This window comes from Natrinema amylolyticum (assembly GCF_020515625.1).
GTDB lineage: Archaea > Halobacteriota > Halobacteria > Halobacteriales > Natrialbaceae > Natrinema > Natrinema amylolyticum.
Genome location: NZ_JAIWPJ010000006.1, coordinates 1 through 26979 on the forward strand (window position 1 = coordinate 1; position 26979 = coordinate 26979).

17 protein-coding genes and 1 pseudogene are annotated in these 26979 nt (G+C 64.8%); 4 read left to right on the plus strand and 14 right to left on the minus strand.

Going from position 1 to position 26979, the window contains the following annotated elements:
• Positions 1 to 415 precede the first annotated feature (415 nt).
• Together LDH66_RS21000 and LDH66_RS21005 are read left to right on the plus strand one after the other, a co-directional pair.
• Positions 416 to 793, plus strand: coding sequence for a winged helix-turn-helix domain-containing protein (locus LDH66_RS21000; RefSeq protein ID WP_226483038.1), 378 nt, complete (start codon positions 416 to 418; stop codon positions 791 to 793).
• Positions 790 to 1086 (plus strand): DUF7521 family protein, encoded by a 297-nt coding sequence (locus LDH66_RS21005; protein ID WP_226483039.1) that lies wholly within the window; start codon positions 790 to 792, stop codon positions 1084 to 1086. The genes LDH66_RS21000 and LDH66_RS21005 overlap by 4 nt, the downstream gene beginning before the upstream one ends.
• A 268-nt stretch (positions 1087 to 1354) precedes the next feature.
• On the opposite strand, the gene lpdA is transcribed toward LDH66_RS21005, so the two are convergent.
• The 13 genes and pseudogenes from lpdA to LDH66_RS21070 all read right to left on the minus strand — a co-directional run bounded on the left by lpdA (position 1355) and on the right by LDH66_RS21070 (position 22453).
• The gene (gene lpdA, locus LDH66_RS21010) at positions 1355 to 2821 is read right to left on the minus strand and encodes a dihydrolipoyl dehydrogenase (protein WP_226483040.1); all 1467 of its coding nucleotides are present in this window, start codon (positions 2819 to 2821) and stop codon (positions 1355 to 1357) included.
• A gap of 67 nt (positions 2822 to 2888) precedes the next feature.
• Complete coding sequence (gene cis12 / locus LDH66_RS21015; RefSeq protein ID WP_226483041.1) at positions 2889 to 5099, minus strand: CIS12 family contractile injection system protein; 2211 nt, start codon at positions 5097 to 5099, stop codon at positions 2889 to 2891.
• Positions 5100 to 5102: 3 nt separating this feature from the next.
• Complete coding sequence (locus LDH66_RS21020; protein ID WP_226483042.1) at positions 5103 to 7076, minus strand: putative baseplate assembly protein; 1974 nt, start codon at positions 7074 to 7076, stop codon at positions 5103 to 5105.
• A gap of 45 nt (positions 7077 to 7121) precedes the next feature.
• Positions 7122 to 10313 carry a baseplate J/gp47 family protein gene (locus tag LDH66_RS21025; protein ID WP_226483043.1) on the minus strand — a complete coding sequence of 1064 codons (3192 nt, stop codon included), beginning with the start codon at positions 10311 to 10313 and terminating at the stop codon, positions 7122 to 7124.
• Entirely contained in the window at positions 10310 to 10708 is a 399-nt protein-coding gene (locus LDH66_RS21030; protein ID WP_226483044.1) for a GPW/gp25 family protein, read from the minus strand. The genes LDH66_RS21025 and LDH66_RS21030 overlap by 4 nt, the downstream gene beginning before the upstream one ends.
• A 3-nt stretch (positions 10709 to 10711) precedes the next feature.
• Positions 10712 to 11002 (minus strand): PAAR domain-containing protein, encoded by a 291-nt coding sequence (locus LDH66_RS21035; protein ID WP_226483045.1) that lies wholly within the window; start codon positions 11000 to 11002, stop codon positions 10712 to 10714.
• An 11-nt stretch (positions 11003 to 11013) separates the two neighbouring features.
• On the minus strand, positions 11014 to 11751 hold the full coding sequence (locus LDH66_RS21040; RefSeq protein WP_226483046.1) for a phage baseplate assembly protein V: 738 nt from the start codon (positions 11749 to 11751) through the stop codon (positions 11014 to 11016).
• The gene (locus tag LDH66_RS21045) at positions 11748 to 12776 is read right to left on the minus strand and encodes a phage late control D family protein (protein ID WP_226483047.1); all 1029 of its coding nucleotides are present in this window, start codon (positions 12774 to 12776) and stop codon (positions 11748 to 11750) included. The genes LDH66_RS21040 and LDH66_RS21045 overlap by 4 nt, the downstream gene beginning before the upstream one ends.
• A 2-nt stretch (positions 12777 to 12778) precedes the next feature.
• On the minus strand, positions 12779 to 13453 hold the full coding sequence (locus LDH66_RS21050) for a CIS tube protein (protein WP_226483048.1): 675 nt from the start codon (positions 13451 to 13453) through the stop codon (positions 12779 to 12781).
• Entirely contained in the window at positions 13454 to 13705 is a 252-nt protein-coding gene (locus LDH66_RS21055; protein ID WP_226483049.1) for a hypothetical protein, read from the minus strand. It lies immediately after the preceding gene.
• 5759 nt (positions 13706 to 19464) lie between these two features.
• A pseudogene (locus tag LDH66_RS21060) lies at positions 19465 to 20250 on the minus strand (eCIS core domain-containing protein); the annotation flags it as partial.
• Between the two features lie 59 nt (positions 20251 to 20309).
• A complete protein-coding gene (locus LDH66_RS21065) occupies positions 20310 to 21254 on the minus strand; it encodes a DUF7958 family protein (RefSeq protein ID WP_226483050.1) in 945 nt (314 codons plus the stop codon).
• Positions 21251 to 22453 carry an eCIS core domain-containing protein gene (locus LDH66_RS21070; protein ID WP_425492987.1) on the minus strand — a complete coding sequence of 401 codons (1203 nt, stop codon included), beginning with the start codon at positions 22451 to 22453 and terminating at the stop codon, positions 21251 to 21253. The genes LDH66_RS21065 and LDH66_RS21070 overlap by 4 nt, the downstream gene beginning before the upstream one ends.
• 378 nt (positions 22454 to 22831) lie before the next feature.
• Here LDH66_RS21070 and LDH66_RS21075 point away from each other — a divergent pair, with 378 nt between their 5' ends.
• Both LDH66_RS21075 and LDH66_RS21080 read left to right on the plus strand, forming a co-directional pair.
• Positions 22832 to 24955, plus strand: coding sequence for an ATP-binding protein (locus LDH66_RS21075; RefSeq protein ID WP_226483052.1), 2124 nt, complete (start codon positions 22832 to 22834; stop codon positions 24953 to 24955).
• 216 nt (positions 24956 to 25171) lie between these two features.
• Positions 25172 to 25783, plus strand: coding sequence for a Pvc16 family protein (locus LDH66_RS21080; protein ID WP_226483053.1), 612 nt, complete (start codon positions 25172 to 25174; stop codon positions 25781 to 25783).
• Between the two features lie 38 nt (positions 25784 to 25821).
• Here LDH66_RS21080 and LDH66_RS21085 read toward each other — a convergent pair whose 3' ends face one another.
• A complete protein-coding gene (locus tag LDH66_RS21085) occupies positions 25822 to 26883 on the minus strand; it encodes a lamin tail domain-containing protein (protein ID WP_226483054.1) in 1062 nt (353 codons plus the stop codon).
• Positions 26884 to 26979: the final 96 nt, after the last annotated feature.

The window sequence follows — 26979 nt, forward strand, 5'->3', positions numbered from 1 at the left end:
CCGTTCTCGTCGCGAGGGTGGATATGATGCCTACCTCCGTGCCGGGTCGCGGCCGGAGGGAACGTGACGGAGTGCGCCACGTCGTTCGCATTACTGTCGAAGGCCGGGTGAACAGATAAGGCCGTCGGACGAGATCGACATCGGAACCCGATACCGTGGCACAGTTTTCCGCGGGAAGATAGTACCGTTGTCACTAATAAATCGATAGTCAGTCGAGTGAGCCAAAGCTCCGTCTCGAGAATGTCACGCGGGCGGAGGTCGGCCGGTCATCCCACCCTTGTAGGGAGTCGGACCGAATGATACCCGCGTGCTCGCACTCGAGCGTGCACGCGCAAGAAGGCTTCGTGTCGCGGATCGACGAGCGGGGAGAACGCATCGATGCCGATAAACCACGTGCGTTGCAAGGGGGAGACGAATGGTCCGGGACCCGTTCGCTTCGGAGTCGACGCCGGCGGCGGAGGAGATCTGCTCTGCGCTGGACGATCCCGACTGCCGTGAGATCATCCGCAAGCTCGAGGAACCCATGACCGCGTCGGAGCTATCGAAGCGGTGTGAGATCCCACAGTCGACGCTGTACCGGAAACTCGAGCTGTTGACCGAAGCGACGCTGCTCGAGGAGTCGACCGAAATTCGACAGGACGGCCATCACGCGAGCAAGTACTCGATCGCGTTCGACGAGATCACGCTCGGGTTGGACGAGGATCGGTCGCTGACGGTTCAGATCGACCGGCCGGCGCGGACGGCGGACGAACGGCTCGCGGAGCTGTGGTCGGAGGTGCGAAAGGAAACATGAATCCATTTCCCGCCGGTTCGGCCGAGACGATGCTCGCGCTGGCCGTCGTCAAGACGCTCGTACTCGTGGTCGGGGGCATCATTACGTACTTCGCGTTCAAGGCGTATCGTCGAACCCGACAGCCTGCGCTGGGGTATCTGACAGCGGGATTCGGCCTCGTCACGCTCGGCCTGGTGCTCGCCGGAATGTTGTACGAACTGCTCGGTGTCGAACTCGTGACGGGGATCTTGCTCGAGAGTCTGCTCGTACTGGCCGGGTTTCTCGTGATCGCGTACTCGCTGTACGTACAGTGAGGAGACGGAAAAGGCACGGGTCCACGAGAGGAGAGTTGGCGGTGTAACTCCGGTTCGTCCACTCGAGAGCTAGCACACTCGCTCGCAAGAATACGGAGAAAACCACGCCCTCCCCAGCCGACTCGTTCACTCACTTCGTTCGTTCACTCATCCCTCGCACGGGGTCGGACCACGGTTCGCCGATGGCTCACCGTGGTCCAGCGTGCGCCACGGCACGTGGTTCGCGTAGACGGACAGGCAGGGTTACGTCCGACGAGCAGTGCTCTCGTTATCGATTGAGCGTGTGAATCGCGTGGCCGAGCGCGTTTTCCGCGGCCTCCATCACCGCCTCGGAGAGCGTCGGATGTGTATGGACCGTCGAGGCGACGTCCTCGAGGGTGGCACCGAGTTCGATCGCGAGGCCGAGTTCGGCGATCAGTTCCGAGGCCTCGGGGCCGACGATCGAGGCGCCGAGGACGTAGCCGTCCTCGTCGTCGGCGACGATCTTGACGAAGCCGTCGGAGTCGCCGGTCGTCAGCGCGCGGCCGCTGGCGCGGAACGGGAACTGACCGGTGACGGTCTCGAAGCCGGCCTCCGCGGCCTCGGATTCGGTCATTCCGACGGTGGCGATTTCGGGGTCAGTGAAGACGACGGCGGGCATCGCCTGATAGTCGATCGCTGCGGGTTCGCCGGCGATCACTTCGGCGGCTACCTGCCCCTCCGCGCTGCCCTTGTGAGCGAGCATCGGTTCGCCGGCGACGTCGCCCACGGCGAAGATGTGATCGACGTTCGTGCGTGCGCGCGAATCGGTTTCGATGAACCCGCGGTCGTCGGTCTCGACGCCGGCGTCCGCGAGGTCGAGCGTGTCCGAGACCGGCTGGCGGCCGACGGCCACGAGCACTTTCTCGGCGTCGAGTTCGAGGCGTTCGTCCGCCACTTGCTCTGCGCCGCCATCGGCTTCAGCCCGGTCGGCCGGCTCTGCGACGACGCGGATCCCGTCTTCGCCGTCGCGGTCGTGCCAGTCCGACGCGGTATAGCCGAACTCGAAGTCGATTCCCAGGTCCGTCGCCCGTTGCTTCACCGGGCGTTTGAGGTCGTCGTCGTATCCCGGAAGGATCGAGTCGAGCATCTCGAGAACGGTCACGTCGGTTCCCAGTTTGGCGAAGACGCTCGCGAGTTCCATGCCGATGTAGCCGGCCCCGACGACGACCAGCGAGTCGGGGACGGACTCGAGCGCGAGTGCCTGTTTCGAGTCCAGCACGGGTTCGTCGTCGAATTCGAAGTTCGGGATCTGAATGGGACGCGAGCCGGTCGCGACGATCGCGTGTTCGAACTCGAGGCTCTCCGAGCCCTGCCCCTCGCCGCTGTGGGAGACGCGGACGGTGTTTTCGTCCGCGAATCGTGCGGTGCCCTCGAGCAGGTTGACCTGATTCGCCTTACAGAGTTTCTCGACGCCGCTCGTGAGCTGGTCGACGACGCCGTCTTTCCAGTCCATCATCCCGGCGAGATCGATCGCGGGGTCGGCGTGGATACCCATCTCCTCGGCGGAGGCGGCCTCGTGGGCGACGTCGGTCGCGGTGATCAGTGCCTTGGACGGGATACAGCCGTAGTTCAGGCAGGTTCCCCCGTAGGCGTCTTTCTCGACGAGCGTGACGTCCAGATCGAGCTGGCCGGCGCGAATCGCGGCTACGTAGCCGGCGGGGCCCGCGCCGACGATCAGTACGTCCGTGCCAGTGGTGACATCTCCAACGACCATTACTCGGACAGACGGGCTGAAGGATACTGTAGGTATTCCTTGGGAGCGGGGGACGGCGGCGGAGCCGTTACTCCGCTCCCGGTCGATCGACCAGCACCGTATCCTCACCGAGCGTCGTCTCGCCGAGCGAGAACTCGCGGTCGGTTAATCGGCTGTTGATCCCCAGAAACGTGTCTCCCTCGAGGGAAAGCTCGTCGTCGATTTCGACGACATCAGCGCCGACGTGTGCCGGTTTGCTCGAGGAAACGACCATCTCGATCGCGGCCCGCTCGTCGTCGGTTTCGAACGGGCCACAGAACACGGCGACGGACTGCGCGCCGGACGCGGAGAGGGGATACTGACGGCGGACCGAATCGCGATCGATACACGCGAGATCAGCGTCGTCGAGGAAGAACAGTCGGTGACCCGATGGCGTGTCCCCGACGGTGCCGTCGCCGCCGTCGGCCGTCGCCGTCGGTGCCGACGGCCCGCCCGCGTCTGCGGACATCCCGTCGCCGTCAGAGCCGTCATCGTCCGAAAGGGATGTCGACGAAAGCGTCGTGGATCCGGAATGGCGGAGATAGAGCTCGAGCATCGACTCGAGGCCTGCTTTCGTGCCGCGTCGTTTGTACAGCTCCGGTGCTCGCGAGAGCAGTTCGCGTCGCGCATCTTCCGGCCAGCTCTCGTCGGTCTCGACCGCGAGCCACTGCTCGAGCCACGAGAGGGCCTCGCTCGGGACGGCCTCGGGATCGAAGTAGCGGCCGATCCCGTCGATCTCGGTCTCGATATCGGCGAAGACGGACTCGAACACGGAGAGGTACCGTTCCAAGAACGCGGCCGACCGATCGTCCTCCTGATAGAGTTCCGGGAGGTATCGGAGGTACGACTGACGTGGGCAAAACGCCGTGATCGAGTCGACCCGCGGCGACGACCGCGGGCTCCCGTCGAGTTCGAGCGCGACGAACAGGTATCGGCCGACGGCGTCTCGCAGGAGGACGTCGTCGGGATTCAGCGAGTCGACGGTCGTCCACTCAGTGTCGGCGTGTCCCGCCAGCGCGTCGGTCGCTGCGGTCTGCCACGCGGCCACGTCCGACCGGTCGCGGTCCGACAGGGCCGCTGTGAGGTGATCTGAGTCCCGACGAGCGAGGTCCCACACGGAGGTCACGCCCAGATCGCGCAGGGAATCGGCCGCGTCGGCCGGCACTGCGTCGAGGTCCTCGAGTTCAGCGTCGCTTGGCGTCGGTCGGTTCGTAGCGAGATAACGAACCCGGACCTGCGTGCTCGCGGTCAGCTGGGAGAGTTCGAGGGCGAGGCGGTGCCACTCGGTTCCGTCCGCTCCGGAGTCGTATCGGTGGAACGCGTCGCCGACGTGGCGCTCCCGTCGCGGGTGGCGCGCGTGGCGTTGTCGCTCCCGGAGCAGCTGACTGGACCCGTTCGGGCCGGTGACGGCGTACAGTTCCCGCCGATCGTCGGGTGCAATGGGACGAGCGACGAGGGTTCGACACGGACGGTCGAACCGGTGTCGTTCGCGGAACGATCCCGACTCGGGGTCTCGCTCGAGCAGCGCCGGCGTCCCGTCCTCGAGTCGGCCGGCGACGAAGAGCGTTTCGTCGACGACCGAAAGCGCGGTCGGGGAGAATGCACTGCCCGCCGCGACGAATTCGGCATCCGTGATCGGGAACTGGTCGTCCGTGTGGGCGTCGTCGCTCCGGAACGACCGGATGATCGGGTCGCCGTCGTTACGATCGAGGACGTATCCGCGACCGTCGGCACCGACGGCCAGATCGGTCGGATCGACGAGCCACCAGTCGATCGTCAGTTCGGGGCCGCCGTCTCGGCCGACGGTTCGGACGCGGCCGACGTCGTCGAGGAGATAGAGGATGCCCTCGGCGTGGGCGATCCGAGTCGGCTCGGTCGTATCGGTCTCGATAGTGCCGATCGTTCGTTGGAGCCGCGGTGCGACGACGGTGATGGAGCCGTCGGCCCCGTCCGCGATGAAAGCCCGATCGTCGTCGACACAGACCGCACGCGGATCGTCAACGGTACCGCCGGAGCGGGTCCACAGGCGTTGCGTGATGTCCGCCGTCGGATCGTGTCGGTAGAGCGCCCCCGTCGAACGGAGCGTGTACAGATCGCCGCTCGAGTCCATCGCCACGTCGACGGCATCCGCCTCGATCGTCGACCGTTCGATGGCGGTCGTCGTCGCCAGCCCGATCCCCTCCTCGCGGACGTCGACGTTCCGGCCGACCCACTCCCGCCAGTCCGCGGTACTCGTCGTCGTCGCGTACGAAAAGTCCACGAGTCAGGCACCCCCGTCGGCCGAGTCGGTTCGGACCGAGAGGTCCGTCGTCACGTCTTCGACGACGAACAGCGAGGTCTCGTCGATCCGGACGGTGCCATCGTCGATCGTCGCACCGCCGTGGGCGACGACGGAGACATCGCTGACTCGGTCGATCACGTCTAACTCCGCGATCCGATCGATCAGGTCGGAACGGTGTAACGGCTCGCCGAACGGCCACCCCTCACCCCCGTCGCCCGTCAGGGGATGGACGAACTCCTCGATCGCTGTGCGAACGGCGACGTCGTGGCCGCCGCCGGCGTATCGCGCCCTGGCACGACCGGTGACCGAGACCTCGAGGCCGACGTACTGAGGCCCGGTGACGCGGACCTGATCGCTCAGCAGTTTCCGGTCGCCGACGTGCTGACGGACGGCACGAAGGAACCCCTCGCTCGGTTCGGGCGTCCCCACGTCGGGCGGCGCGAAGGGAACGACGACGACGGTAATCTCGCCGTCCTCCGCGAGGACGGTCGTCCGGCTGATCCTGAGCCCGGGTGTGTGCGCGGCGACGTACCGATAGTCGTCGGCGGTGACGGCCCGATAGGGAACTCGCCGATCGCGGCGCACGCGGTCGAGCGCCTCGTCGATCGTCTCGCCGGCAGCGCCGCCGGTCGCGGCGGCCATCGGTTCCGCCTCGATGTCGGTACCGTCGACCGGTCCCTCGAGCGAGACGTCGGGATCGGCGAGATGCCAGACCGTCGCGGCCGGAACGTTCCCCGCCTCGCCGCCGCCGGCGACGTAGTCGGCGACGACGGTGGCATCGGCGGGCGGAACTCGGCCCCGATTCCCATCGCCGAAGGTGATCGTTCCCGCCTCGCGGTCGAGGACGACGTGTCTATCGTCGGGTCCGGAGGCGTCGAAGTCGGGGATCACCTGCCATCGCTCCCCGTCGACGAACACCGTCGCGGAGAGCACGGGCGATCGGTCGAGGGCGTACGTCTGGCCGTCCAGCGCCGGTGCCTCATCGAGGCGGCCGACCTGTGTGAGTTCCTCGTCGGTCACCGACACGCGGTGGCTGACCGACACGACGTTCGGTTCGATGGCGTCGAACTGCGGCGGGATTTCGTGTCCTGGCGTCTCGAGCCGACAGCGGAGCCACGTCCGCTCCGAGGAGCGGACAGCGGCCGGTGAGTCGGGCGTGTCCGCGGCGCTTGCAGTCGCCGAGCGGTCGTCGGGGACGGCCAGCGTGATCGGGCCGCCTCGATAGAACGCGTTCGTGCCGTCGCCCTCGACTGCGAGTTGTCGCCACGCGTCGTCGTCCCCACGGCGGTACTCCCAGACTGGTTCGACGGAGGGATCGAACGACGGTTCGAGCGAGCCGTGGGTCGCCGGTTCCGGGAGGTTGTCGTCGTGATAGCTGACGGTCAGCGTCAGCGTTCGAGCGTGAGCGAACGGGTCGGTATCGAACCCCAAATAGAACGCGTTGCCGGCGGCGACGTCGTCGCCGAACGCGCGGTAGAACATCCCGTCGGTCCGGTTCGCGTGCGTGTTGTCGGTCCGGCCGCTGTCGGTCACGGTGAGCACCCGCTCGAGCGTCGCCGCGGTCAGCGTGACCGCGTGGTCGGTCTCGAACCGGTAGCTCGCGTCGGCGTCGTCGGCGTCAGTGACCGAGAACTGCGTCCCGGCGGGGACGCGGGCCCACGCTGCGTCGGCCGGCAGGGACAGCCGCAGGCGCGTCGACGCTGGCGTCGGCGGCCGTCGACGCTCGCCCATCAGCGCGAGATACTTCTCGCGGTGGTCGTCGGTGACTCTGTCGAGTTGATAGACGTACGTTTCCGTCAGCCAAGCCAACACCTCGAGAATCGTAATGCCAGGGTCGTGCGGGTTGGCGTCGGTCCACTCGTCGGCGTAGGCGGGGATGAGTTTCGTGGCCTCGGACAGGATCTCCTCGTAGGTCCTGTCGTCGAGTTCCGGGAGATCAATTCCCACGTCGATCACCTCCGTCGGTCAGTCGGTGACGACGATCGGGTCGGGATCCGTCGGTCACGAGTGATCCGCCCCCATCGTGACGGTCACGTCGTGATCGGCGCTACAGACGAGTACGTCCGACGGAAGCGGCGGCTCCGTCTCGTGTTCGGATAGAGAGCATCGCTCACCGCCGACGTCGATCGTCGCTCCGAGTTCGACCACGTCGGCGACGTGATCCGCTCCGTCGACGATTTCGGTCAGCGCGTCCATCGAGGGAGCCTCGCCGAAGGCCCACCCCTCGTCCCCGTTCCCGTCGAGGGGATGCAGGAACTCGTCGAGTCGTCGTTCGACGGTGCCTTTGAGCGACGAGACGCTCGTACTGTCGGCAGTGTCCACCATGACCGAGACCGATACCTCTGCGTAGTTCGGCCCGCGGACGACGATTCGGGACGTCTCGGACTCGACGAGCGAGGCGGGCGCGCGGTCGCGTACCGCCTCGCGAACGCGTTGTTTGAGCTCCATCGACGGGACCGGTTTCTCCCGCCGCGCATGGGGAACGATCAGGAGAGTGACGCCGGCGGCGTCCCCGTCCGGATCGCACTTGACTTTCGACAGTTCGCGAAACGCCGCGTTCGCCACTCGCTCGTAGTCGGTCGGCGTGACTGCACGGCCGCGGTGTTTGAGTTGGTTCGTCGTACGTTCGACCAGCGCATCCATGGATTCGGCGTCAGCGCCGCCGTCAGCGGGCTTCGGATTCGAAACGTCCTCCGCGAGCGAGATCGAACTCTGCAAGTCGGTGATCGTGTCGGCCGCGACGTTTCCGTCGCGCCCGCCGCCGGTCGTGTACGTGACCGTGATATTTGCCTGTCCGGCCGGCGGGATTCGACCCCGGTTTCCGTCGCCGAAGCTGACGGTCCCGTCGATCCTGTCGACGGCGTAGTGGCGATCCGTCGACGCCGACTCCAGAAAATCCGAGACCTGTCGCCATCGGATCCAACACTCCGTCACGTCGCCACTCGCGTCGGTGACGCGCCGAACGTCGTCGGGCCGCTCCGCGATGAGGTCGCGCCGTTCGCTGGTGGACAACGTCTCGGATTCGTCGATCCACACGTCGACGTCGATGACCGGTGCGTGCGCACACGCGAACGATTGCTCGTGTGAGCCGTCGCTCGAGCCGAGGACCTCGTCCTCGATCGTTCGGGTGTTGTAGGCCCACTGCGTGTTCGGGTACAGTCCGTCGAGGGTCGGCGGGGCCGTCGTCCGATCTCGAGACTGCTCGCTCTCGGTGGTCGATCGCGCCGACCGCGAGTCGGTGTCGGATCGACGATCGAACTCGTCTTGAGTGACCCGGACTCGGATCCAGTGGCGATGCCGATCGAAGCGATCGAACGCGGTCGTCGGTTCGGGAAAGGTCAGCCTGACGATGCCGCGCTCGGTCAAGCCGCCGGTCCGGTCCTGGACGATGAGCTTCGACCACTCGTCGGCGTCGGGATCCGCACAGTACTCCCAGCGCATTCCGGGGTCGAACGATCGCGGATAGGTGACGTCCTCGATCGGGACGAAAACGGTGAGCGGACCGTTTCGGAGCGCCCCGTCGAATCCGAGATACAGCGTCTGCGCGTCCTCGGGCAACTCGTCGAACGGTGAGACCGGCGATTCCCGCGCCGTAAGGTCGCCGCTGATAGCGGCGTTGTTCCGCGTCCGAATCGACTCGAACGGTTGCATTCCGCGGTCGTAGTGGAGCGACACGTCGCCGAAGCGCGGCGGATCGGGCGAATTGACGACCGATCCCCGGGTGCCGGCGTCGGTGACGCCGAACGACGGCTGTCCGTAGTTCCCGCTGACCAGTCGGGCGCGGACCCAGACGTTTTCGTGGCCGGACACCGCCGTCGGTTGGATGTCCTCGGGAACGGTAAATCGGACGCGACCGGCCCGCCGGAGCGTGTTCGTCTCGTCTTCGAGAACGGTCAGTCGGTTCCAACCGCTGCCCGTCCAGTACTCCCAGGAGAGTTCCGGCGGGCCGCCGAGCACCCCGACACCCTCGGTCGCCGCTGCGCCCTCGCCGTCCTCGTCGACATCGACGTCGATCTCCTCGAGCGTGTCGGCGTCGATCACGGCGGCTCCGGCGTCCGCATTTGCATCCGAATCGGGTTCGGTGGGCGGATCGAACCGTACCTCGACGATCCCACCCCGCTTGGTAAAGGCCTCTTCGGAGGCGATGTAGAACGTCGCCGGCGGCTGTGGCAGCCGACCGAGCGGCCGAACGTCCCCCTCGTTAGCCGTCGAGAGCGGGACGTCGTTCGAAAGCAACGAATCGGGAGCGAGACCGTCCTCGCTCGGATCTCGGCCGACGCTGGCCGAGATCGAGCCCAGACGCAGCGAGAACGCCTCGGGATCGGGGTCGCCACCATCGATCCGACACCGGAGCCATCGGCTCTCGACGCCGTCGACCGCGTGTTCGACCGGCGTTCCCGGCAGTCGAAACCGTAACTCGAGCCGGTCGCCCTCGCCGGGTCGCGAAGCGGGAGCCTGAAGTCGTTCCCGAAGCGCCTCGAGCCCGATATCGTCGTCGGCCGACTCGTCGTCGGCCCACTCCTCGAGTCGGTGCCATCCCTCCGCCCCGTCTTCCTCGCCGTAGTACTCCCAGACGGCGTCGGTTTCGAGGACGGTGCCGTCGGTCGCTGCGGCCGTCTCGGCCGTTATCGTGATCGGCGATCCCGCCTCGAGAGTCAGCAGATCACCGTGGGCCAGATAGAGGACGTGCTCCTGAACGTTCTCCCCCGTGAACAGTTCGACCGGTTCCGCGGCGGTTCGAACGTCGCCGTGGTCGACGATTCGATCGGCGGACGGATCGACGGCGACCACGTCCGTCAGCGACGCACCGGTCGCTTCGAACCCGTCGTCCTGTGGAATCTCGAACGTCTGGTCGGGCCCATCGCTCGGTTCCGCGACGGCCTGTGTCCCGCCCGGGATCGTGACGTTGCGATCGATATCGGCCGACACCCGAAACGTCAACGGGAGTCGGGCGGCCTGTGGCGGTCGTCTGTCGAATCCGAGCGCGTCGAGGAACGCAATCCGGTGTTTCGCGGGAACGTCGTTCAGCCGCCGGATGACGTCGACACCGAGTTGGGAGAAGATCCGCAACAGGACCGTAGCGTTGTCGTCCGTCGACGGATCCCACGACTCGGTGTACTGATCCGCGAGGGCCCGTAACTCGTCGTACAGTTCCTCTCGATCCCTGTCATCGATGGTCGGCCGCTGACTCATCCGTCGCCCTCCGTGATGTAGAAGGGATACACCATGTTCGAGAGGCTGTTCGTCGTTCGGACCCGGTACTCGATCTCGATAAGGACCTTGTTCGGCGCTTCGTCGTCCGTTCGCGCGTCGACGTCCTCGATATCGATCCGGGGTTCCCACTGGACGAGCGCCTCGCGAACGCTGCTCTCGATGAGGTTTAGCGTCGCCGGCGTGGCGGCCGAAAAGACGTGATCGTGAATCTCGCAGCCAAATTCGGGTCGCATCACCCGCTCTCCCTTGGCGGTTCCGAGGATGATCCGAATCGATTCCCGAATGTCGTCCTCGGCCTCGGACGTCCGAACCGAGCCGCGAGCATCCGTCTCTACCGGAAACGCCCAACCGGTTCCGAGGAATTCGTCGGACATCGTTCAGCCGATCATGACCGTCGAGCACCCGCTCGCGATCGTGTTCGGTGGCCCACTCTCGACGATGGTATCGCCCATTCGCGCGGCGGGCATCTTGTTGATCAAGACGCTCGTACTCCCCTTGGTCACGGTGCCGCCGACGTGGGGCACGGTCCCGGAAACGAGCGGACACGTGTGCACGTCGGCCAGCGCTCGCCACGCAGGCCGCTTCCCGATCAGAACGTTCGGACTGCCGGTCCCGGTAAGCGGCGTTCCGTGTGCCGTCTGGTCGCCGAGTCTGGCTGCTGGTTGCATCTGTTTCTCGTTTAATTCAAGGTAATTAGTTTCCCTTTAACTTTTACCATCCCGGTCCCGTCGACGTTGATCATCGATCCGGAAAGCGCGAGCTTCGCCTTGCTATCGACGTCGATCGGACCGTTCCCCTTTATCTTGATGCCGCTCTTCCCCGTGATCTCCACCGAGTTTCCGTCGAGAGAGATCGTCGACGCCGAGAGTTCGATCTCGGACGTCGCGTCGATCGCGACGGTACCGCTGGCGGAATCGAGCGTGATGCTGTTATCGTTCGACTCGTCGCGGATTCTGATCGTCTCCGAACTCCCCGAGTCGTCGATCACGATCTCGTTGCCGCCGGTCGTCCGAACCGTAATGCTGCCGTCGTCGGCGTCGTCGAACGCGATCACGTGATCGCTCCGGGATCGCACCTCGCGGACGTCGTTGTTCCCGTCGCCGTTCGTCTGAGGCGGTTTCTGCTCGCCGTTCCACAACGACCCGACGACGAATGGCTTGTGAATATCGCCGTTCTCGAACGCGACCAGTACCTCGTCGTCGATCTCCGGCAGGAAGTAGCTCCCATACCCGTCGCCGGCCATCTCGGTCGCGATCCGCGCCCAGTGGCTCTCGTCGTCGGCGTCGCGCCACGGGAACCGGAGCTTTACCCGACCGAGATCTTTCGGATCCTCGTTGTCCGTCACGATGCCGACGGCGACGCCGCGGATACTGCCGTCGTCTGCACCGCCGTCGTCGATGAATCCGGAGGGTCTCACGTGGATACCTCCGTTACCTCGAAGGACGTCCGATAACCGGCGCTCCCCATCCGGTGGGTCGCTTCGGTGACGTAGTAATCCGCGGAGAATCGGCTCCCCAGTTCCGCGAGAGTGATGACGCTGCCGGCCCTGATTTCGGGAGTGCCGTCTGCCTCACCGTGGCCGGTGATGACGCCGTCGGAGAATCGGTTCAACTTCGTTTCGGCAACCCGTTTCGCTTCGTCCCGTGACATGGCTTGTACTCTGAAAACCTCCTTGTATTTCGCGTTCGTGCTGCCGGCGGTCGCGACGATCTCGGATTTGTTCTGTTCGTCCCAACTCCGGACTTCGACCTCGTCGACCTGTGTCCGCCGCGTGATCTCCGCGTAGAAATCGTGCAGCGCCTCGCCGTACCACAGTTCTGCGACCGGACCGTCGCCGTCCCCTTTCGCGGAGCGCGGACGAAAGCGGACGGTGTCCCGCTCGGCATAGAACTCGAACCCGTAGGTCTCGGCCAACTGCTGGACGAACCGGTAATCGCTCTGGCCGTCCTGAATCAGCTTTTCGCGTTTGATCGACGCGTCCGAAACGTCGACCGTCGAAAACGGGTACGACGACAGCACGTCCTCGACGGCCGTCCCGACCGTCTCCTCCGCCCACGAGTCCGATCGAGTCCCCTGCATGAGCTCCCAGAGCAGGCCGTAGCCCGAAATCGTGACCGACGGTCCCCGATCGGTCGTGAACTCGGCGTCGATCGACCGGATCGAACCGGTCAACAGCGGAGTCAGCGTCCCGTCACCGCCGTATCCCATCGCGATCTCGACGTCCGTCCCCACCGCGAAATCGTCCCAGGTCAGACCGCTGAACTCGCCGAGTTCCTCGTCGAACGGAAAGTTCAGCGTGAACGAGAACCGATCAGCGCCGTCGAGAGTCGTCTCGACGACGAGATCGGCGATTCGGCCGCCCGGCTCTTGGAACTTCGTATCGCCGACGTCGACTTTGAACCGCGGCGAGTAGCGCGGCTGAATGTTCGTTCCGGTACTCATGGCTACAGCGGCGGTAACTCGAGTTTGTCGCCCGCCTCGATCGCGCGGGGGTCCTCGACGTCGTTGTGATCGGCGATGGTTCGCCAGTGCGACGAGTCGCCGTACTCCTCGGCAGCGATCAGCCAGAGGGTGTCCCCGTCGGTGACCGTCCAGACTTTCGTCTTGTCCGTCGACTCCGGCGAGACCTCCGATTTGTGGTAATCGGCCGTCTTGTACTCCATGAACGAGACGGTTACTCGGGCCCGAACGGGGACACCGCTCGGCAGGAACTTCGTGAACTGCTTGTTCGCACGCTGGACCAGCGCGGTGAAGTCGATTCCGTCACCCCAGACGAACCGACAGACCGGTGGCGCGTGTAACTCGCCGTCGACCGATAGCAGCGTATCGATGTGTTTCGTGTACCGCTCGCGGACGTCGACCCGCTCCGCGTCGGGCGACCCGTTCGAATCCAGCTCGTCGCTCGTATCGAAAAACAGCTCCATCGACAGCGTCTCCGCGTTCCCGTCGACGAACTGCATGATCGAGGCCCCCGAGCCGGTCGCCTTCAGTTCGCCGTAGTTGACGCTCTTCTCGAGCGTGTAGGCGTTCGGGTTGAACTTGCAGTCGATCGTTTCGCCCTTCTGTTTCCCGTTGAGGATCATGATCTGGGCTTTCTCGAGTTTGCCGCCGCCGCTCATCTACAGTCCCCTCCGTTCGCGCTCGACCCTGATTTTCCGCTCGAGTTTGCGGTAGAGTTCCTGAACGGCGCGATCGACGTCGGCGTCGAACCGCGGATCCGCCCCGGACGACAGGTCGACGCCATCGAAGCGGTTCCGACTGTGGCGGTCCGAATCGGGCGCGTGACCGCGTGCGGGCTCCGACCGCCGATCCGGCGACCGCTCGGGTCGATCGGCCGACGACCGTCGTCGGTCGCTCGGTCTCGATCCCACGCCGTGATCGACTGACGACCCGCCCTGGGCCGGTCCCGAGTTCGGTTCGGAACGCCTCGCCGAACCGAACCCGGATCGCATCCGGTCACCGCCTGCATCCATCCCAGCCGACGATTGACGGCGCTCGCGACCGGAATCACGCATCGACATCGCACGATTCGGTGTCGGGTCTCGAGACGCGTCGCTCGATGCACTCGTCGAACCACGTGGGTCCGCGTTCGGTCGGTTCGGTCCATCCCGGTCGACGGTCGGCGCGTCCGTCGTCGACGAACGGCGGTAGGTCAACGACGGCCGGTCTGACGCTGCGCTCGTTTGCATCCCGTTCACACCCGTGTCGCCACCTATTGATTCAATTGTATTAGTTGTTGGTTTATTCTGTCGATCGGCGGTCGATATTCGAGACTGTTCCGGTGAAGCCGACGAAACCGACGCGTCCGCCGTCGGTTCCCTCACGTGGTCCCGAGTTCGGAGCGAAAGCGACGGGGTACCGATCTCACTGCGACCGCGTCTCGCCCCGGCAGGCGATCCGTCTGCCACAGAACTTCCCGTCGGCGGTCGCCGACGCGTTCCGAGTCGTGACTCGAGCAGTCGACGTCTACTGGCGGCTGCGTCCGCGATCGACGGTCGAATCGACGCGGCGGTGGTCGGTTCGGTACCGCCGGTACGATCACTCTCGTTACCGGCATCGATGGGAGCGGCGACGTGATCTCGCCTCGAGTCGACGGCACCGACGGGGTCTCGCTCTCGACGCGCTGTTGGCGCGTCGGACCGCTCGGGCGGTGACCCCGAACGGACGGCGACGGTCGGCGGTCGCGACGGCCGTTGGTCGGACGGAGAGACGGACCCATTCCGCGCACTCGAGGCAGTGTGGACCGACTGACGGTCCTCGTGGGTCTGATCCGATTGACCGGACGCCGTTGTCCGGAGGACCGAAAGCGACGTGCGTCGATCCGACTGTATCGCACGCGTCGTCGCGACTCCGCTCGTCCCGGCTGCTACGGTCGTGTCCGAGTCGGTCGTCGAGGTTGCATCCGACTCGGTCGTCGGGGTCGCGTCCGTTCCGACGCCCCCTCGAGCCGATCGGGGGCGCAACGGAGAGAGAACCGGTGTAATGTCGATTTCCCGGTTCGTCGAGAGACGGTGTCTCGAGGACGGATCAGTTGCCGCCGGCGAATCGAACGCCGTCGATCGCATGTCCGACTCGGTACCGGGCCGATCCCGTGAGCCGTCACGTGACGCGGACCCGCCACCGTTCCGTCCGGAAATCGGCCGGTGAGAACGAGTGCGACGACCGCCGGAGATCGACGGAGGGCCTCGCGGATTCGCCGCCGTCGGCGAAGCGCGAGAGGAGCGACCGCGATCGAATTCAGTGCTTGGCGAGTCACTATCTCGCGACGGGAACGGCCGCGATTCGGTCGAATCGGTCACCGTCGGCGATCGGTATCGGAGGGCGACTGTACGGCCACCGAACGCCGGTTCGGAGTCTGATCGAGGCTCCGACGCGGTCGAGTCCGACCGAGCCGTCCCGCGAGGATTCGCAGTGGCTCGAGACGGCGACACGGCAGTGATCGTCGGAGGCGCTCGCGGCGTCGCCCCGTCCGTGGGCTTCCGAACGCGATCATCGATATCGGTCGATCGATCGCCGCGCTGAGAGCTCGTTCCCGGCGTGCTCGACGACAGTCCCGTGTGCGACGCACCCCTCGTGGGTGTCGACGTCGAGTCCGCGACCGAATCGACCGTCCGTCGAGTCACCGAGCCGGATCCCCGGGACGGTGTGGGCCACGCCTCCTCTGCCCCCTCGCCCCGCGTCCGAGGCGGGTCACTCGTCCCGGCCGTCACTTCGGGTGTCTGAGAATGCGAGCGACCGTCCTCGTTCCAGACATCCTGTGCCGGTTCACCGCGGCTCGAGACACCCGATAACGGATCACTTGGGGCCCGGTTCGACTCCGTGACGCCGACCGCAACGGTCGGGTTCGCTCCTCTCGAACCATGCGTCGAGCGCGACGGGGTCGGTCTCGAGGATCCCGATGCAGTCGTCGGGTCAGTCGGACTGGGAGACGAGCGATGGTCGGAGACCAGTCGGAGCACCGGCATCCGAGGGATCGATCCGGTCGCATTCGAATCCGATCGGTCGCGGTGCACCGTGGTCGGCTCGGATCGACGCGACTCGGATTCGACTGCCGATTCGACGGCAGAGGTGGATTCGCGACGCGTACGGGAGACCGGATGAGACGGCACGGTCGGAGAGTGAACGTTCGCCACCGTCACAGGCGTGGCGGTCATCGCTCCTGGCGCCGCGCTCGCGTGGCCGCGTTCGAGAGAGCGGCCGCTCGTTCGAGCGTCGCTGAATGGCGTCCGAGATTCCACAGCAGGAGCGTCCGCAGTCGTGGAATCGGGCCGCGACGAGCGGGCCGCTCCCACGGTCGCTTTGGAGTCGGTCGCGGCCCCGCTTCCCCGTTGCGAACGGTCGACACGTTCCGGTTCGTGGACCGTCAGCTGCAGTCCTCGTGGCTCCATCGACCGCGTTTCTGGTGACTCCGTCGACTCCCGCCTCGAGAGAGGAGCGTCAGCGGTGCTATCAATCGCTCGTTCGGCCACTCCCGCGGCCGCGATAGAACGGAGCGAACCGAGACGCGTGGGCACTCGCGACGAGCGTGAATCGTCAGTGTCTAGCGACTGTACCGGTGCTGGACCAGCGTCCGGTCCGTTCGAGAGGCGATCGCTCCCGGCAGGCCTCGACTTCCATCGATCCGACCCGGCGCTGTCGATGTGGGTCGCAGTCGACGGACGTGGGGACGCGTTCCCGGCCGCTGAACGAATGCGAGTTGGTCCGAACGCTTCGGCGGTGCCTCGATCGGCCGTCTCTTCCGCACTCGATCGGCTCGCCGTCAGTGCGACGGGCGTGTGGTCCTCGGCTCGATAGCGGGAAGGCGACGGCCCCCGTTCGGATTGTGTCGACGACGGACCACGGACCCGCCGGGCGCGCTCCGACGCTCCCATCTCGTCGATTCCCGAGTGTACCGCCGCGGCCGAGTAGCGAGAGAGTACGGGTTCCGATCGGTGGCGATCCGACCGTACGCCGGTCGCGAGCCCCGCCGAACGACGGTCGCTAACGGAGGCGTGGTCCGAATACACCGGTCTATCCCCTTGATCGACGGATCGAGACGACGAGACGCGGGGTTGGTGGCCGACCTGCGATTGGACCGTATGAGGATCGGCGACAGCGATGCCGCTACCGGAATCGGGGGCGGTGTGCCCATCGTCGGCCGACTGACTGCTCGAGAACGCGCGGACGGGCGATCCCGCCGAACTCACGCGTTCGGCCGACGTGACGCCGACACTGATTCCAGTCCGGCCGTCGCTGAACACGCCGACGGAGTTCGTCGTCGACGGGGGCGACGCTGGAGGACTCGATGTCGGAGTAGAGTCCGCTTCGAGTCCCCGTTGTGACCGAGGAGATGACTGGCTGGCGATCGACTTCTGAGACGCGGTGGATCGACGACCGGTCGCCGTCGACCGCGGCTGACCTCCTTCCCCGACTGCTCCCGATCCACGAGCGTCGGTCGATCGCTCCAGCGGTGGTGAACGCTGCGGTACTGCTCGTTGCGGGGCAGTCGCGAGACGTGTGGCAGTCGGCGTCATCCGCGACTGGCGTGGAATCCGATCAGTAACCATCGTGATCGGCGTCGACCGGTGACGATGTGCCGGCTGCGACCGGACCTCGGCCACTCGATCCCAGTCGGGACCGGACGGCCGATGGTCCGCACTGATGCTGGTCGGCTCGACTGCCTCCGGTTCGGTCGACTGCGGCCGACTGCGTGCTGAATCGAAATCGACTCGCTCGTCGAATGATGAAGCGCGTGCGGAAGGTTGAGTTGAGACAACCGACGGCGTAACGACGTCGCCGTTCCGGTCGCGGCCGAGCGACCGGCCCATCCGATTGCGACCGTCGGAGTCGGTAGTGCTGGCGGTATCGACTGACCGTTGGCTGCCCGATCGATCATCGCGGGAACCGTCACGAAACGCCACACGCCGCTTCGGTTCTCGACCGACGACCCCGGTCCGTGAACGAGTTCCTCCCCGTCGGGCCTCCGTCCGTTCGAGGCGATTAATCGGATTCGTTTCGGTGAGACGGCGGCTCCTCTTCGACTCGACTGCCGGATCGATCGCGGTATCGGATCGCACAGCGGTCGGCCTCGAGGCCGCTCGAATCGGAGACGGCCCAGCGTATGTGGTTTCGGACTCGGTTCGGCGAGACGACGGGACAGACTGATAATCGCTATCGCGGCCGTTCGGCGCGGTCCGGGTTCGGGACCGCGTATCTCGCCGGATCCACGACAGCTGCAACGGCCGGCTCGAACCAGTCACGGAACTGGTGAGCGCCGAGATCCGGGTATCGGTCGGTGCGTCGATTCCGGATTCGACACCGTCTCGGCTCGGCCGCACGTCACGGATCGACGAGTCGCCGCGGCTCATCGTCTGTCGGCTCTCGTCCGATGCCGGCAGCCGGCGACCATCCGTACCAGACCGGTGGACCGGACGGTGCCCGGTATCGAACGGATCGGACGGCGGACCCGCGGAGTCGTCGGCCGACGGGACAGTTCGAGTAACGAGCGCCGGTGACGACCCGGATCCGCTACTGGCGGGGACCGGTTGTGAAGCCGTCGTCACGTTCGGTGTCGCCTGCTCGACCGATCGCTCCGAGATGAGTCGTGACGGCCTCTCGCGTTCGAACGGCTCTATGGGACTCGAGGAGCGACTACCCGAGGTACCCGCGTCGGACCTGGCCGCAGAACGGCGACCGTCGGAAGCACTGGAGTCGGGAGCAGTCCGTTCAGTGATCGCGTCCGCCCACGTTATCCGTGTTGCAGCCGTCCGCGAGCGGCGGTCCCGTCGTCGCGATCGGTCCTCGACGTTCCGTTGCCGTGTTCGGTCTTCGTCTACCCCTTCCGATCGATCGGGCGTCAGTCCCGAGACCGGTCTCCAGGCGCTCGCGTCAGTGTCCGACCGAACACCGCTTGCCGACTCGGTATCGCTTCGCCGGCGAGTGCTCTCCGGCGGGCAGCGGGTTCCGTTCCGGTGTGCGAGACCGTCTCGCACACGGGACGCCGGCCGGTCGAGATCCGACGACGCTGGCTGGCGGAAATGAGAACGACTCGTTGACCGAAACACACTCTCTGCCGTCGGCTGAGTGGCCGATTCGGGCATCGTCCCGACCGACTCCTCGGACTGGGAACCACGGCTCGATCGACCGGACTGCGTGAGGTACGTGAACGCATCGTCGCAATCGTCTCGCCGCGCGAACGGTGATGGCGACACGATCGATAGCTCCGACTCGTCCACCGGTTCACCGTCGGACGGAGCGATGGCAGGCGAGAGAAACGACAACTCGATCGGACTCCGTTTCCGCGCGATCCTGAGGCCGAATCCGCCCGCCAATCGGTCGGGCGTCAGCGTCGCGATAGACGTGACGCTGGGCTGGAGTCGAGCGACCGTCGGCTGATCGGCCGGTTCACCGGCCAGTGACTCGTCCGCGCCCGTCGGCCGGCCGGTCACGCTGATCTCCCGCAACGCCGTCTCACGCTCGAGGTCGTCGGTATTCCCGATCACGGCTCGCCGAATCGCTGGTCGTACGCATCGATGGTCGATTCGTCACCCGCTCCCACATCGATACTGAAGTACACGGTCTTAGTATAATGTTATAAGAGAATCACTTAATGGTTTTGAGCTAATCTATTGCAAAATTAGCTAATGAGATAGTGTATGGTTACGGGACCCTCTTCGACCTCGCGCTCGAGGTTCGGATCGGGATCGATTTCCAACCCGCTCTCCTCCTGAGGCATCATGCTGATATCGGCCCCAGTCTGCTGGCGGACGTGGGCTAACTCGTGGGCGAGAATATGCTGCCCCTCCGGCGATTCGGGATCGTACTCGCCGTGATTGAACGCGATGTGATTCCCCACAGTGAATGCCCGCGCGTTGATCGCCTCACAGGCCTTCGCTGCGGTTGCGTCGGCGTGGATCCGCACGTCGCCGAACGAATCGTCCATCCGCTCTTCCATCGCCCGCTGGATACCGTCATCCAGCGGCTGACCGTTCGACTGAATCACGTCCCGGACCGGGTTAGGGACACCGGCGTTGCCAGCCGGACCCGTGTCGCTGGCAGCCTTCTCGCTTCGCTGGAGCGAACATTTGTTCCGGCGTTCGATATCGTCGGGGACGTCCTCAGGCCGCTCGGCCTGCCGTTTCCGAAACGCATCGATCGTTTGCGGAACGCCCATATCCTCGACGGTCATTCCCTCCTCGATCCACTCGTGGACCGCGATCGGATTCGACGCCTCGAGGCGTTGTAACTCGAACAGCGTCTTTTCATCTAGAATCGACATCCCGTACTGGTCCTCCGCCTCCTCGAGCGGCAACCGCTGGAAGCAGCCCGACGACTCCGGGGCATTGTCTCCCCTTTTCAGGCAGAACGTGGCGAACTGACGTGCTTTCCGATCGGCATTGGGAGACTGCTCAGTTCGGCGTACTAATCGAAACCCCAGATGATTGATCGAATTACGGGTAGGGAGGTGAACAGTCACGTTGTGTATTCCATCGGCTGTTAGTGGAACGCTTTGGCGTTGGGATTGTGGAATTCCGGATAGAAGTCGATATAGTCGTAGCCGCGGGCAGCCATGAATCGTCCCATCCCGATTACCTGAAACTCCTCTGGTGGGTGGACACCCATCTCGACGAACGAATCCCGAATCTGACAGCGCAGATAGTGATCCATGAAGGACTTGAAATACTCGATATCCTGCGGGTCGATCGGCAACAGTTCGATGACAGAGTCCGGGTCGCGCGCCGCCGGAGCGAGGTGATCGTCAACGACCGCTAATTGCGAACCATCGGGGTATTTGACATAGAGTTGCGACGTCTCGTCGATATATGCTGCGTCACTGAAGTCGAGGTCCGCATCAGTGGCCCGCGCAGCGAACTTACCGGAAAACTCTCCCCACGACTCGAGTTCCGACTGGGACACGTCGGTAAGATCGATCTCGACTGCCGACTGCGTAACGTCGAGGTCATGTTTCGACGCGAGCTGTGTCCCAAGGTCGGTTTCCAGCGGGTCTATACCCAGATAGATGTTCTTGCAGTAGATGCAGGGATCAGTCGCGTTCGGCGGAACGGTCATCGCAGGCGAGGTTCCACTCCCCTCTTCGAACTCGAGTTGCTGGTAGAGATCGCCAAACAGCTCCTCAAATTCGGCACGATCCATCGCGTTAATCACTTGACGGACGGCGTCGATTCGAACTGGATTTTCTGGAGCAGGAATGGTATCGTAGCCGTGTTCAGTGAAAACGTAATATTGAGCGAACCGACAGGCCTGATTGACTCGCTCTTGTTGTTCATCACTTCTATTTTCTTTTTTTGGATAGCTATCCGCTTCGTGGAACTCAATTGTACCAGATGCTTTTTTTAACGTCAGATCGTGTAGTTCACTGTCATTATCGAGCACATTGAGGCCGATATACTCATCGTCTTCAGCAGTGATTGATGCCTTCATGATGATTTTGCTGCAGCAAGTGGGTCAGTAGTTGCTCCGGTATCACGACTCTGTTTCTTCAGTTCCTTTACTTCCTCTTCGAGACTCTGGTATTTCTGCTGAAGATCTGCAACAGCTGACGCGTGCTCTTTTGGGAGCGTGTAGTCGGTTACCTGCTTAGCCATGTCATTGGCGGCCCCGCCGAGGAGTTCGCCGCCGAGAGTTCCGCCAATCTGATAGCCAGTGGCAATGCCTGCACCGGTCCCAACTGGCCCGGCGAGACTACCCACGGCACCCCCAAGGACTGCACCGAGGCTTCCACCGCCGACCTTCCCGACAAGTTTCCCGCCTGCACCGGCCAGAGAGCCGATCGCACCCTTGGTCATCGCCTGGGAAAGATCACGTCCGACCGATTTGGTGTTCTCGAAGGCCTCTTTCATCTTTCCAAAGAACCCACTGCTCTCAGCCGAGTTGCCTGACTGCTCGAGCGATCCGCGCGCGGTGTCGCGTTCGGGACCGGCCGCGGTCGGATCGGATTCCGCCTGCTCCTCGACGTGGCCACGATAGTAGTTGTCGACGATCTCGAGAACCTCGTCTTTGGTGACGTACTTGGCCTCACCTTTAGCCGACCGCTGGATGTGCATCGCTGCATCCATACGATTGATCGTCACCGGCCCGTCCGCCAGCGCCTGTTGGGCCGCGTCCTCAGCTTCGCGCTCGAGTTGTGGATCGGGATCGATTTCCAACCCGCTATCCTCCTGAGGCATCATGCTGATATCAGCCCCAGTCTGCTGGCGAACGTGCGCCAGTTCGTGGGCGAGAATGTGCTGTCCGTCTGGCGATTCGGGATCGTACTCACCGTGATTGAACGCGATGTGATTCCCAACCGTAAACGCCCGCGCGTTGATCTCTTCGCAGGCTTTCGCTGCTGTCGCGTCGGCGTGAATCCGCACGTCGCCGAACGAATCGTCCATTCGCTCTTCCATCGCCCGCTGGATGCCATCATCCAGCGGCTGGCCGTTCGACTGAATCACGTCTCGGACTGGGTCGGGAACACCGGCGTCGCCAGCCGAGCCCGTATCACTGGCGGCCTTCTCGCTTCGCTGAAGCGAACGTTTGTTCCGTCGTTCGATATCGTCGGGGACGTCCTCAGGCCGCTCGGCCTGCCGTTCCCGAAACGCATCGATCGTTTGCGGAACGCCCATATCCTCGACGGTCATTCCCTCCTCGATCCACTCGTGGACCGCGATCGGATTCCCCGCCTCGAGCCGTTGTAACTCGAACAGCGTCTCTTCATCTGGAATCGACATCCCGTACTGGTCCTCCGCCTCCTCGAGTGGCATTCGCTGGAAGCAGTCCGACGACGCCGACTCGTGGTCGGGAGACGACTGGATGTCGGGACTTCGCTGGGATTGCCGGTCGTCACCGGTCGTCTTGGCTTCTCTCGCTGATCGAAACCCCATGTGATACTCTTAGCACAGTATTTTCCCCATCGGACAATAAAAGTTCTCAATGAGTATACTTAAATAAAATAAAAGACGAAGATACGTTCTGACGGATATGAGCTCCAATCTTCCCGGCTCGTCAGTGTCACAGCCATGAGTTACGCCACGACACAGGAACATCTCCTCGAGGAATTGGATCGGCTCGATGTCGTTCTCGAAGCCGCGGAAGCGGCCGAGAATGTAATCGAGAGGGACGAGGAGTCTGCGACCGAGAGGGCAACGCTCGCGACCGAACCGCGCGAGTTACCGCTGGCGCTTCCGAAAGAAGCGCGCGATCGGATTCGCGAACTGACGGCTGAGATCGAGCGCGAGTGCGACGCGACCGATGCCGTCACGCTTCGGCTACGCGTGCTCGCGGATCAGTTCGATCTCTCGCGGCGTCACCTCGATACCCTCTTGCTCGCGCTCGCGCCGCGACTCGATCGCTCTTACGGTGAACAGTACGAGCGACTCCAGAGGAGTACGACTCTCTCGAGGCTGACGGTCGTCCTCCTCGAGCGACTGTTCAGCCGGACGCCCGAGGAACGGCTCGCCGCGGGCGCGCTGGTGGCCAGCGATTCCCCGCTCCGGCGACACGGCCTGCTCGAGGTCGTCTCCCCGCCCGACGGCGTCGCCACCGAACGCGGCCGGCAGTACGTCGTCGACGACCGCATCGTCGACTACCTCAAGGGCTACGACGGCCTCGATCCGGCACTCGAGACGGCGCTCGGCCGACACGCGGCCGGCGACGCGGCGGCGCTCGAGGAGCGCGAGATCGATCCCGCGCTCGGCGTCGACGACCTCGCGATCGGCGAGGACCTCGCCGAGCGGCTCGCGTCGCTGCCGGCCGACGACGGCACGGGCCGGCGGTTCTACTTCGCCGGCCCCGACGGGACCGAGAAGCGCCGCGCGCTCGAGGCCGTCTGCTCGGCCGAGGAGTACCTCCGGGCCGACCTCGAGGCGGTCCTCGACGCCGGCGCGCTCGACGCGCTCGTCCGGGAGGCGAAACTGCTCGGGAAACCGCTACAGCTGACCGGAGCCGGGAGGGCCACGTTCGACGCCAGCGAACGCGAGTGGTCGCTCGAGGCCGTGTTCGACCGTCTCACAGCCGTCGATACCGAGCTCTTCGTCACCGGCGCGGAGGCTTGGACGCCGTCAACGGTCATGGAGACGGACGTCGACGCCATCCTCGAGTTCCCCCGGTCGTCGCTGGCGATCCGCCGACAGTTCTGGACCGCCCGCGCCGACGATCTGCCCGACGCCCTCGAGCCCGAGGTGCTGGCGGGAACGTTCGAACTCACGCACGGCCAACTCGAGGCGGCGTTGTCGACGGCCCGGTCATTGGCCGGCGGCGGCGAGGTCACCGCCGACGACGTCTACGAGGGCTGTCGCGCCCAGTCCGCCGACGGGCTGGGCGACCTCGCCCAGCAACTCGAGCCCGACAGCGACTGGACGGATATCCAGTTGCGAGACGACACCATGCGCAAACTCGAGTTGGTGTGCGATCACGTCCGCCATCAGGGCCGGATCTACGGCGATTGGGGCTTCGAGGAACAGTTCAGCCGCGGCACCGGCGTCGTCGCCCTGTTCAAGGGAGATTCGGGCACGGGTAAGACGATGGCCGCCGAGATCCTGGCCGCCGACATCGGGATGGACCTCTACAAGATCGACCTCTCCTCGGTCGTTTCGAAGTACATCGGCGAGACCGAGGAGAACTTAGAGCGGATCTTCGAGGAGGCCGAACACTCCAACGCCATCCTGCTGTTCGACGAGGCGGACGCCGTCTTCGGCGACCGCTCGCAGGTCTCGAGCGCGACCGATCGCTACGCCAACGTGGAGGTCAACTACCTGCTCCAGCGCGTCGAGGCCTACGACGGCGTGATCCTCATGACCACCAACTACGCCTCGAACATCGACTCGGCGTTCACCCGCCGAATCGACCACACCGTCACCTTCGAGATGCCCCGCGAGGCGACCCGCGAACGCATCTGGCGGCACGTCTTCCCCGACGACGCGCCCACGCGCGGCATCGACTACGAGTTCCTCTCGTCGTTCGAGTTCACCGGTGGCCGTATCAAGACGGTCGGCCAGACCGCCGCGATCCTCGCGGCCGGCGACGACGACGGGATCGCGATGTCCCACGTCGTCCGCGCAGTGCAACTCGAGTACGAGAAGACCGGCCGCTTGCTCCAGCCCCCGCAGTTCGAACCGTACGACGACCACCTCATCTTGGACTGACCAGACCATGCTCACAGCGTCCCCAACCCGATCCCATCTGACAGCACCGCGCCGTTCGACGGCGAGCACCGAGACGTCTCGAGCACTGCTCGCGAATCGAACGCGACACCGATTTCGTCTCGATGGCGGCCACGGAGCGTCCGGGCCGCAAACGATGCGGTACCGACCGTCCCGACCGTCGAGTGAACCGACCGCGGCAGTCGCGAGGTGGCGATCGTGACCTTCACCGCCGTCGCCGCGGTCAGCGAGACCGTCCTGGAACTGTTCCAGGACCGAATCGAACAGCGCCGGAACGTCTCGTTCTCGCGTAGCGACGTCGCACTGGCCTCGCCCGAGGCGGTCGACGCCGATTCGGGCGTCCGACTCGGGCTGTTCCTGTATCGCGTCACGCGCGACGAGAAAGCCGGAGCCGCCGCGCCCGAAGTCGCCCAATCGACGAAACGCGATCCGCCGCTCCCGCTCTCCCTGCAGTACCTGCTGACCGCCTATCCGATGGACGACGAGGGAGAACAGGCCACCGGAACGCTCGCCCAACAGCGGACGCTCGGATTGGCCATCCAGCTCCTTCACGACAACTCGCGGCTCGAGCCCGCAGAGTGTGCGGTTGGGCTCGATCAAGACAGCGCTCTATCGATCCGAGTAACGTCCGAACCGCTCGACCAGTTCACGAACCTCTGGGCCCGGTTCGGCGACGCGACCTACCACCCCTCGGCGACGTTCGAGGTCAGTCCGGTGTTGATTCAGTCGACGAACGAGGAATCGTTCACGCGCATCGACGAACGTGAAACCGACATTTCTCGACGACCAGACGAGCCGGACACGCTGTAACCGGGCGCAGTGACAGACGCGTTCGCGGCTCCTGTCGGCTACTCCTGTGGCGTCGGGTCGGCGCTCAGCCCGATCGGCGACGGGTTCGAGGACCGAGTCGAATCGCGGTCCAGCGCATCGTTGCCGCCCTGGAGGACGAACTGTTCACCGGTCCGCGTGTAGACGATCGGGTGTTCCCCGCCCTGTTTGAGCGTGTATCCGAGCGGGAGGTCCATCGCTGCCTCGTTCGGCTCGAGCAGGAACGCTTCGGGGACCTCGAACGGGCGGCATTCGCCGGGCTCGAGTATCGTCCCCGCGTCGAACTGATAGAGATCGCGTTTCGTATCGCGGATTTTCGCCTGCGTCAGTTCGACGGGGTCGACGCCGTCGTTTTTGATCGTCAGTTCGCGGCCGGAACGGGACTCCGGGCTCGAGACAGCGACGATCCGGAGGTCGGTCCGGTCGCTGATCGCGGACTCGTAGCGGTTGTAGACGAGCACCGTCGCGACCAGCCACAGGAAAGCGGCGAGGAGAACCGTCTGGAGATGCGTGAGCGTCCCATCGAACCACGGGAGCCACGAGAGTAGCACGCGAATCCCGAGACCGCCGAGGACGGCACCGGTAAAGCCGACGATACCGGCCAGCGTCCGCGTCTGAAGGAGCTTGACCTGAGCGTAACCGGCTTTGATGAGCATCGAGCGGAGCGCGGACGGCGAGTCGTCGGCCGTGTCGGGTTCGCGGCGCTGGCGGAGCGTGAGCACGGTCGCGACCGGCCACGCGATCAGCGACCCGGCGAGAACGAACGAGAGCGGGACCGAGCCGGCGATGACCGCGATGCCGAGGCCGACCGCAACCAGCGCGCCGCAGCTTCCGCCGGCGATCGTCGCCTGTGCCCAGATCGACAGCCGTTCCCACTGATCCCTGATCGCGTCCTCGTAATTCCGATACAGGATATAACCGGCACAGCTTATCGCAGCGAGCACGAACACCGTCACTAACAGGACGACTCGCGGTGAGAGCACCCATCCCGTCAGGGGAACCGACGATTGGGGAACGTATTCGACGAGCCCCATCACGACGGCCACGGCAGTTACGAGCAAGGCGACGATCAGCGCCGCCATCAATGGCCGAATAATCGGTGATAGTTGTTTTCTGGCCGTCTTCGTTACCTTCGATGCGACTCGTTTCATCTCATCGAGTCACCCCGTTTCTGCCGT

Bases quoted from the DNA above. Each gene is read 5' to 3' on its own strand.
- LDH66_RS21075 (WP_226483052.1), top strand. From the start codon at position 22,832: ATGAGTTACGCCACGACACAGGAACATCTCCTCGAGGAATTGGATCGG.
- LDH66_RS21065 (WP_226483050.1), bottom strand. From the start codon at position 21,254: ATGAAGGCATCAATCACTGCTGAAGACGATGAGTATATCGGCCTCAAT.
- LDH66_RS21035 (WP_226483045.1), bottom strand. From the start codon at position 11,002: ATGCAACCAGCAGCCAGACTCGGCGACCAGACGGCACACGGAACGCCG.
- LDH66_RS21025 (WP_226483043.1), bottom strand. From the start codon at position 10,313: ATGAGTCAGCGGCCGACCATCGATGACAGGGATCGAGAGGAACTGTAC.
- LDH66_RS21005 (WP_226483039.1), top strand. From the start codon at position 790: ATGAATCCATTTCCCGCCGGTTCGGCCGAGACGATGCTCGCGCTGGCC.
- LDH66_RS21050 (WP_226483048.1), bottom strand. From the start codon at position 13,453: ATGAGCGGCGGCGGCAAACTCGAGAAAGCCCAGATCATGATCCTCAAC.
- LDH66_RS21000 (WP_226483038.1), top strand. From the start codon at position 416: ATGGTCCGGGACCCGTTCGCTTCGGAGTCGACGCCGGCGGCGGAGGAG.
- lpdA (WP_226483040.1), bottom strand. From the start codon at position 2,821: ATGGTCGTTGGAGATGTCACCACTGGCACGGACGTACTGATCGTCGGC.
- LDH66_RS21085 (WP_226483054.1), bottom strand. From the start codon at position 26,883: ATGGCGGCGCTGATCGTCGCCTTGCTCGTAACTGCCGTGGCCGTCGTG.
- LDH66_RS21045 (WP_226483047.1), bottom strand. From the start codon at position 12,776: ATGAGTACCGGAACGAACATTCAGCCGCGCTACTCGCCGCGGTTCAAA.
- LDH66_RS21030 (WP_226483044.1), bottom strand. From the start codon at position 10,708: ATGTCCGACGAATTCCTCGGAACCGGTTGGGCGTTTCCGGTAGAGACG.
- LDH66_RS21070 (WP_425492987.1), bottom strand. From the start codon at position 22,453: ATGACCGTCGAGGATATGGGCGTTCCGCAAACGATCGATGCGTTTCGG.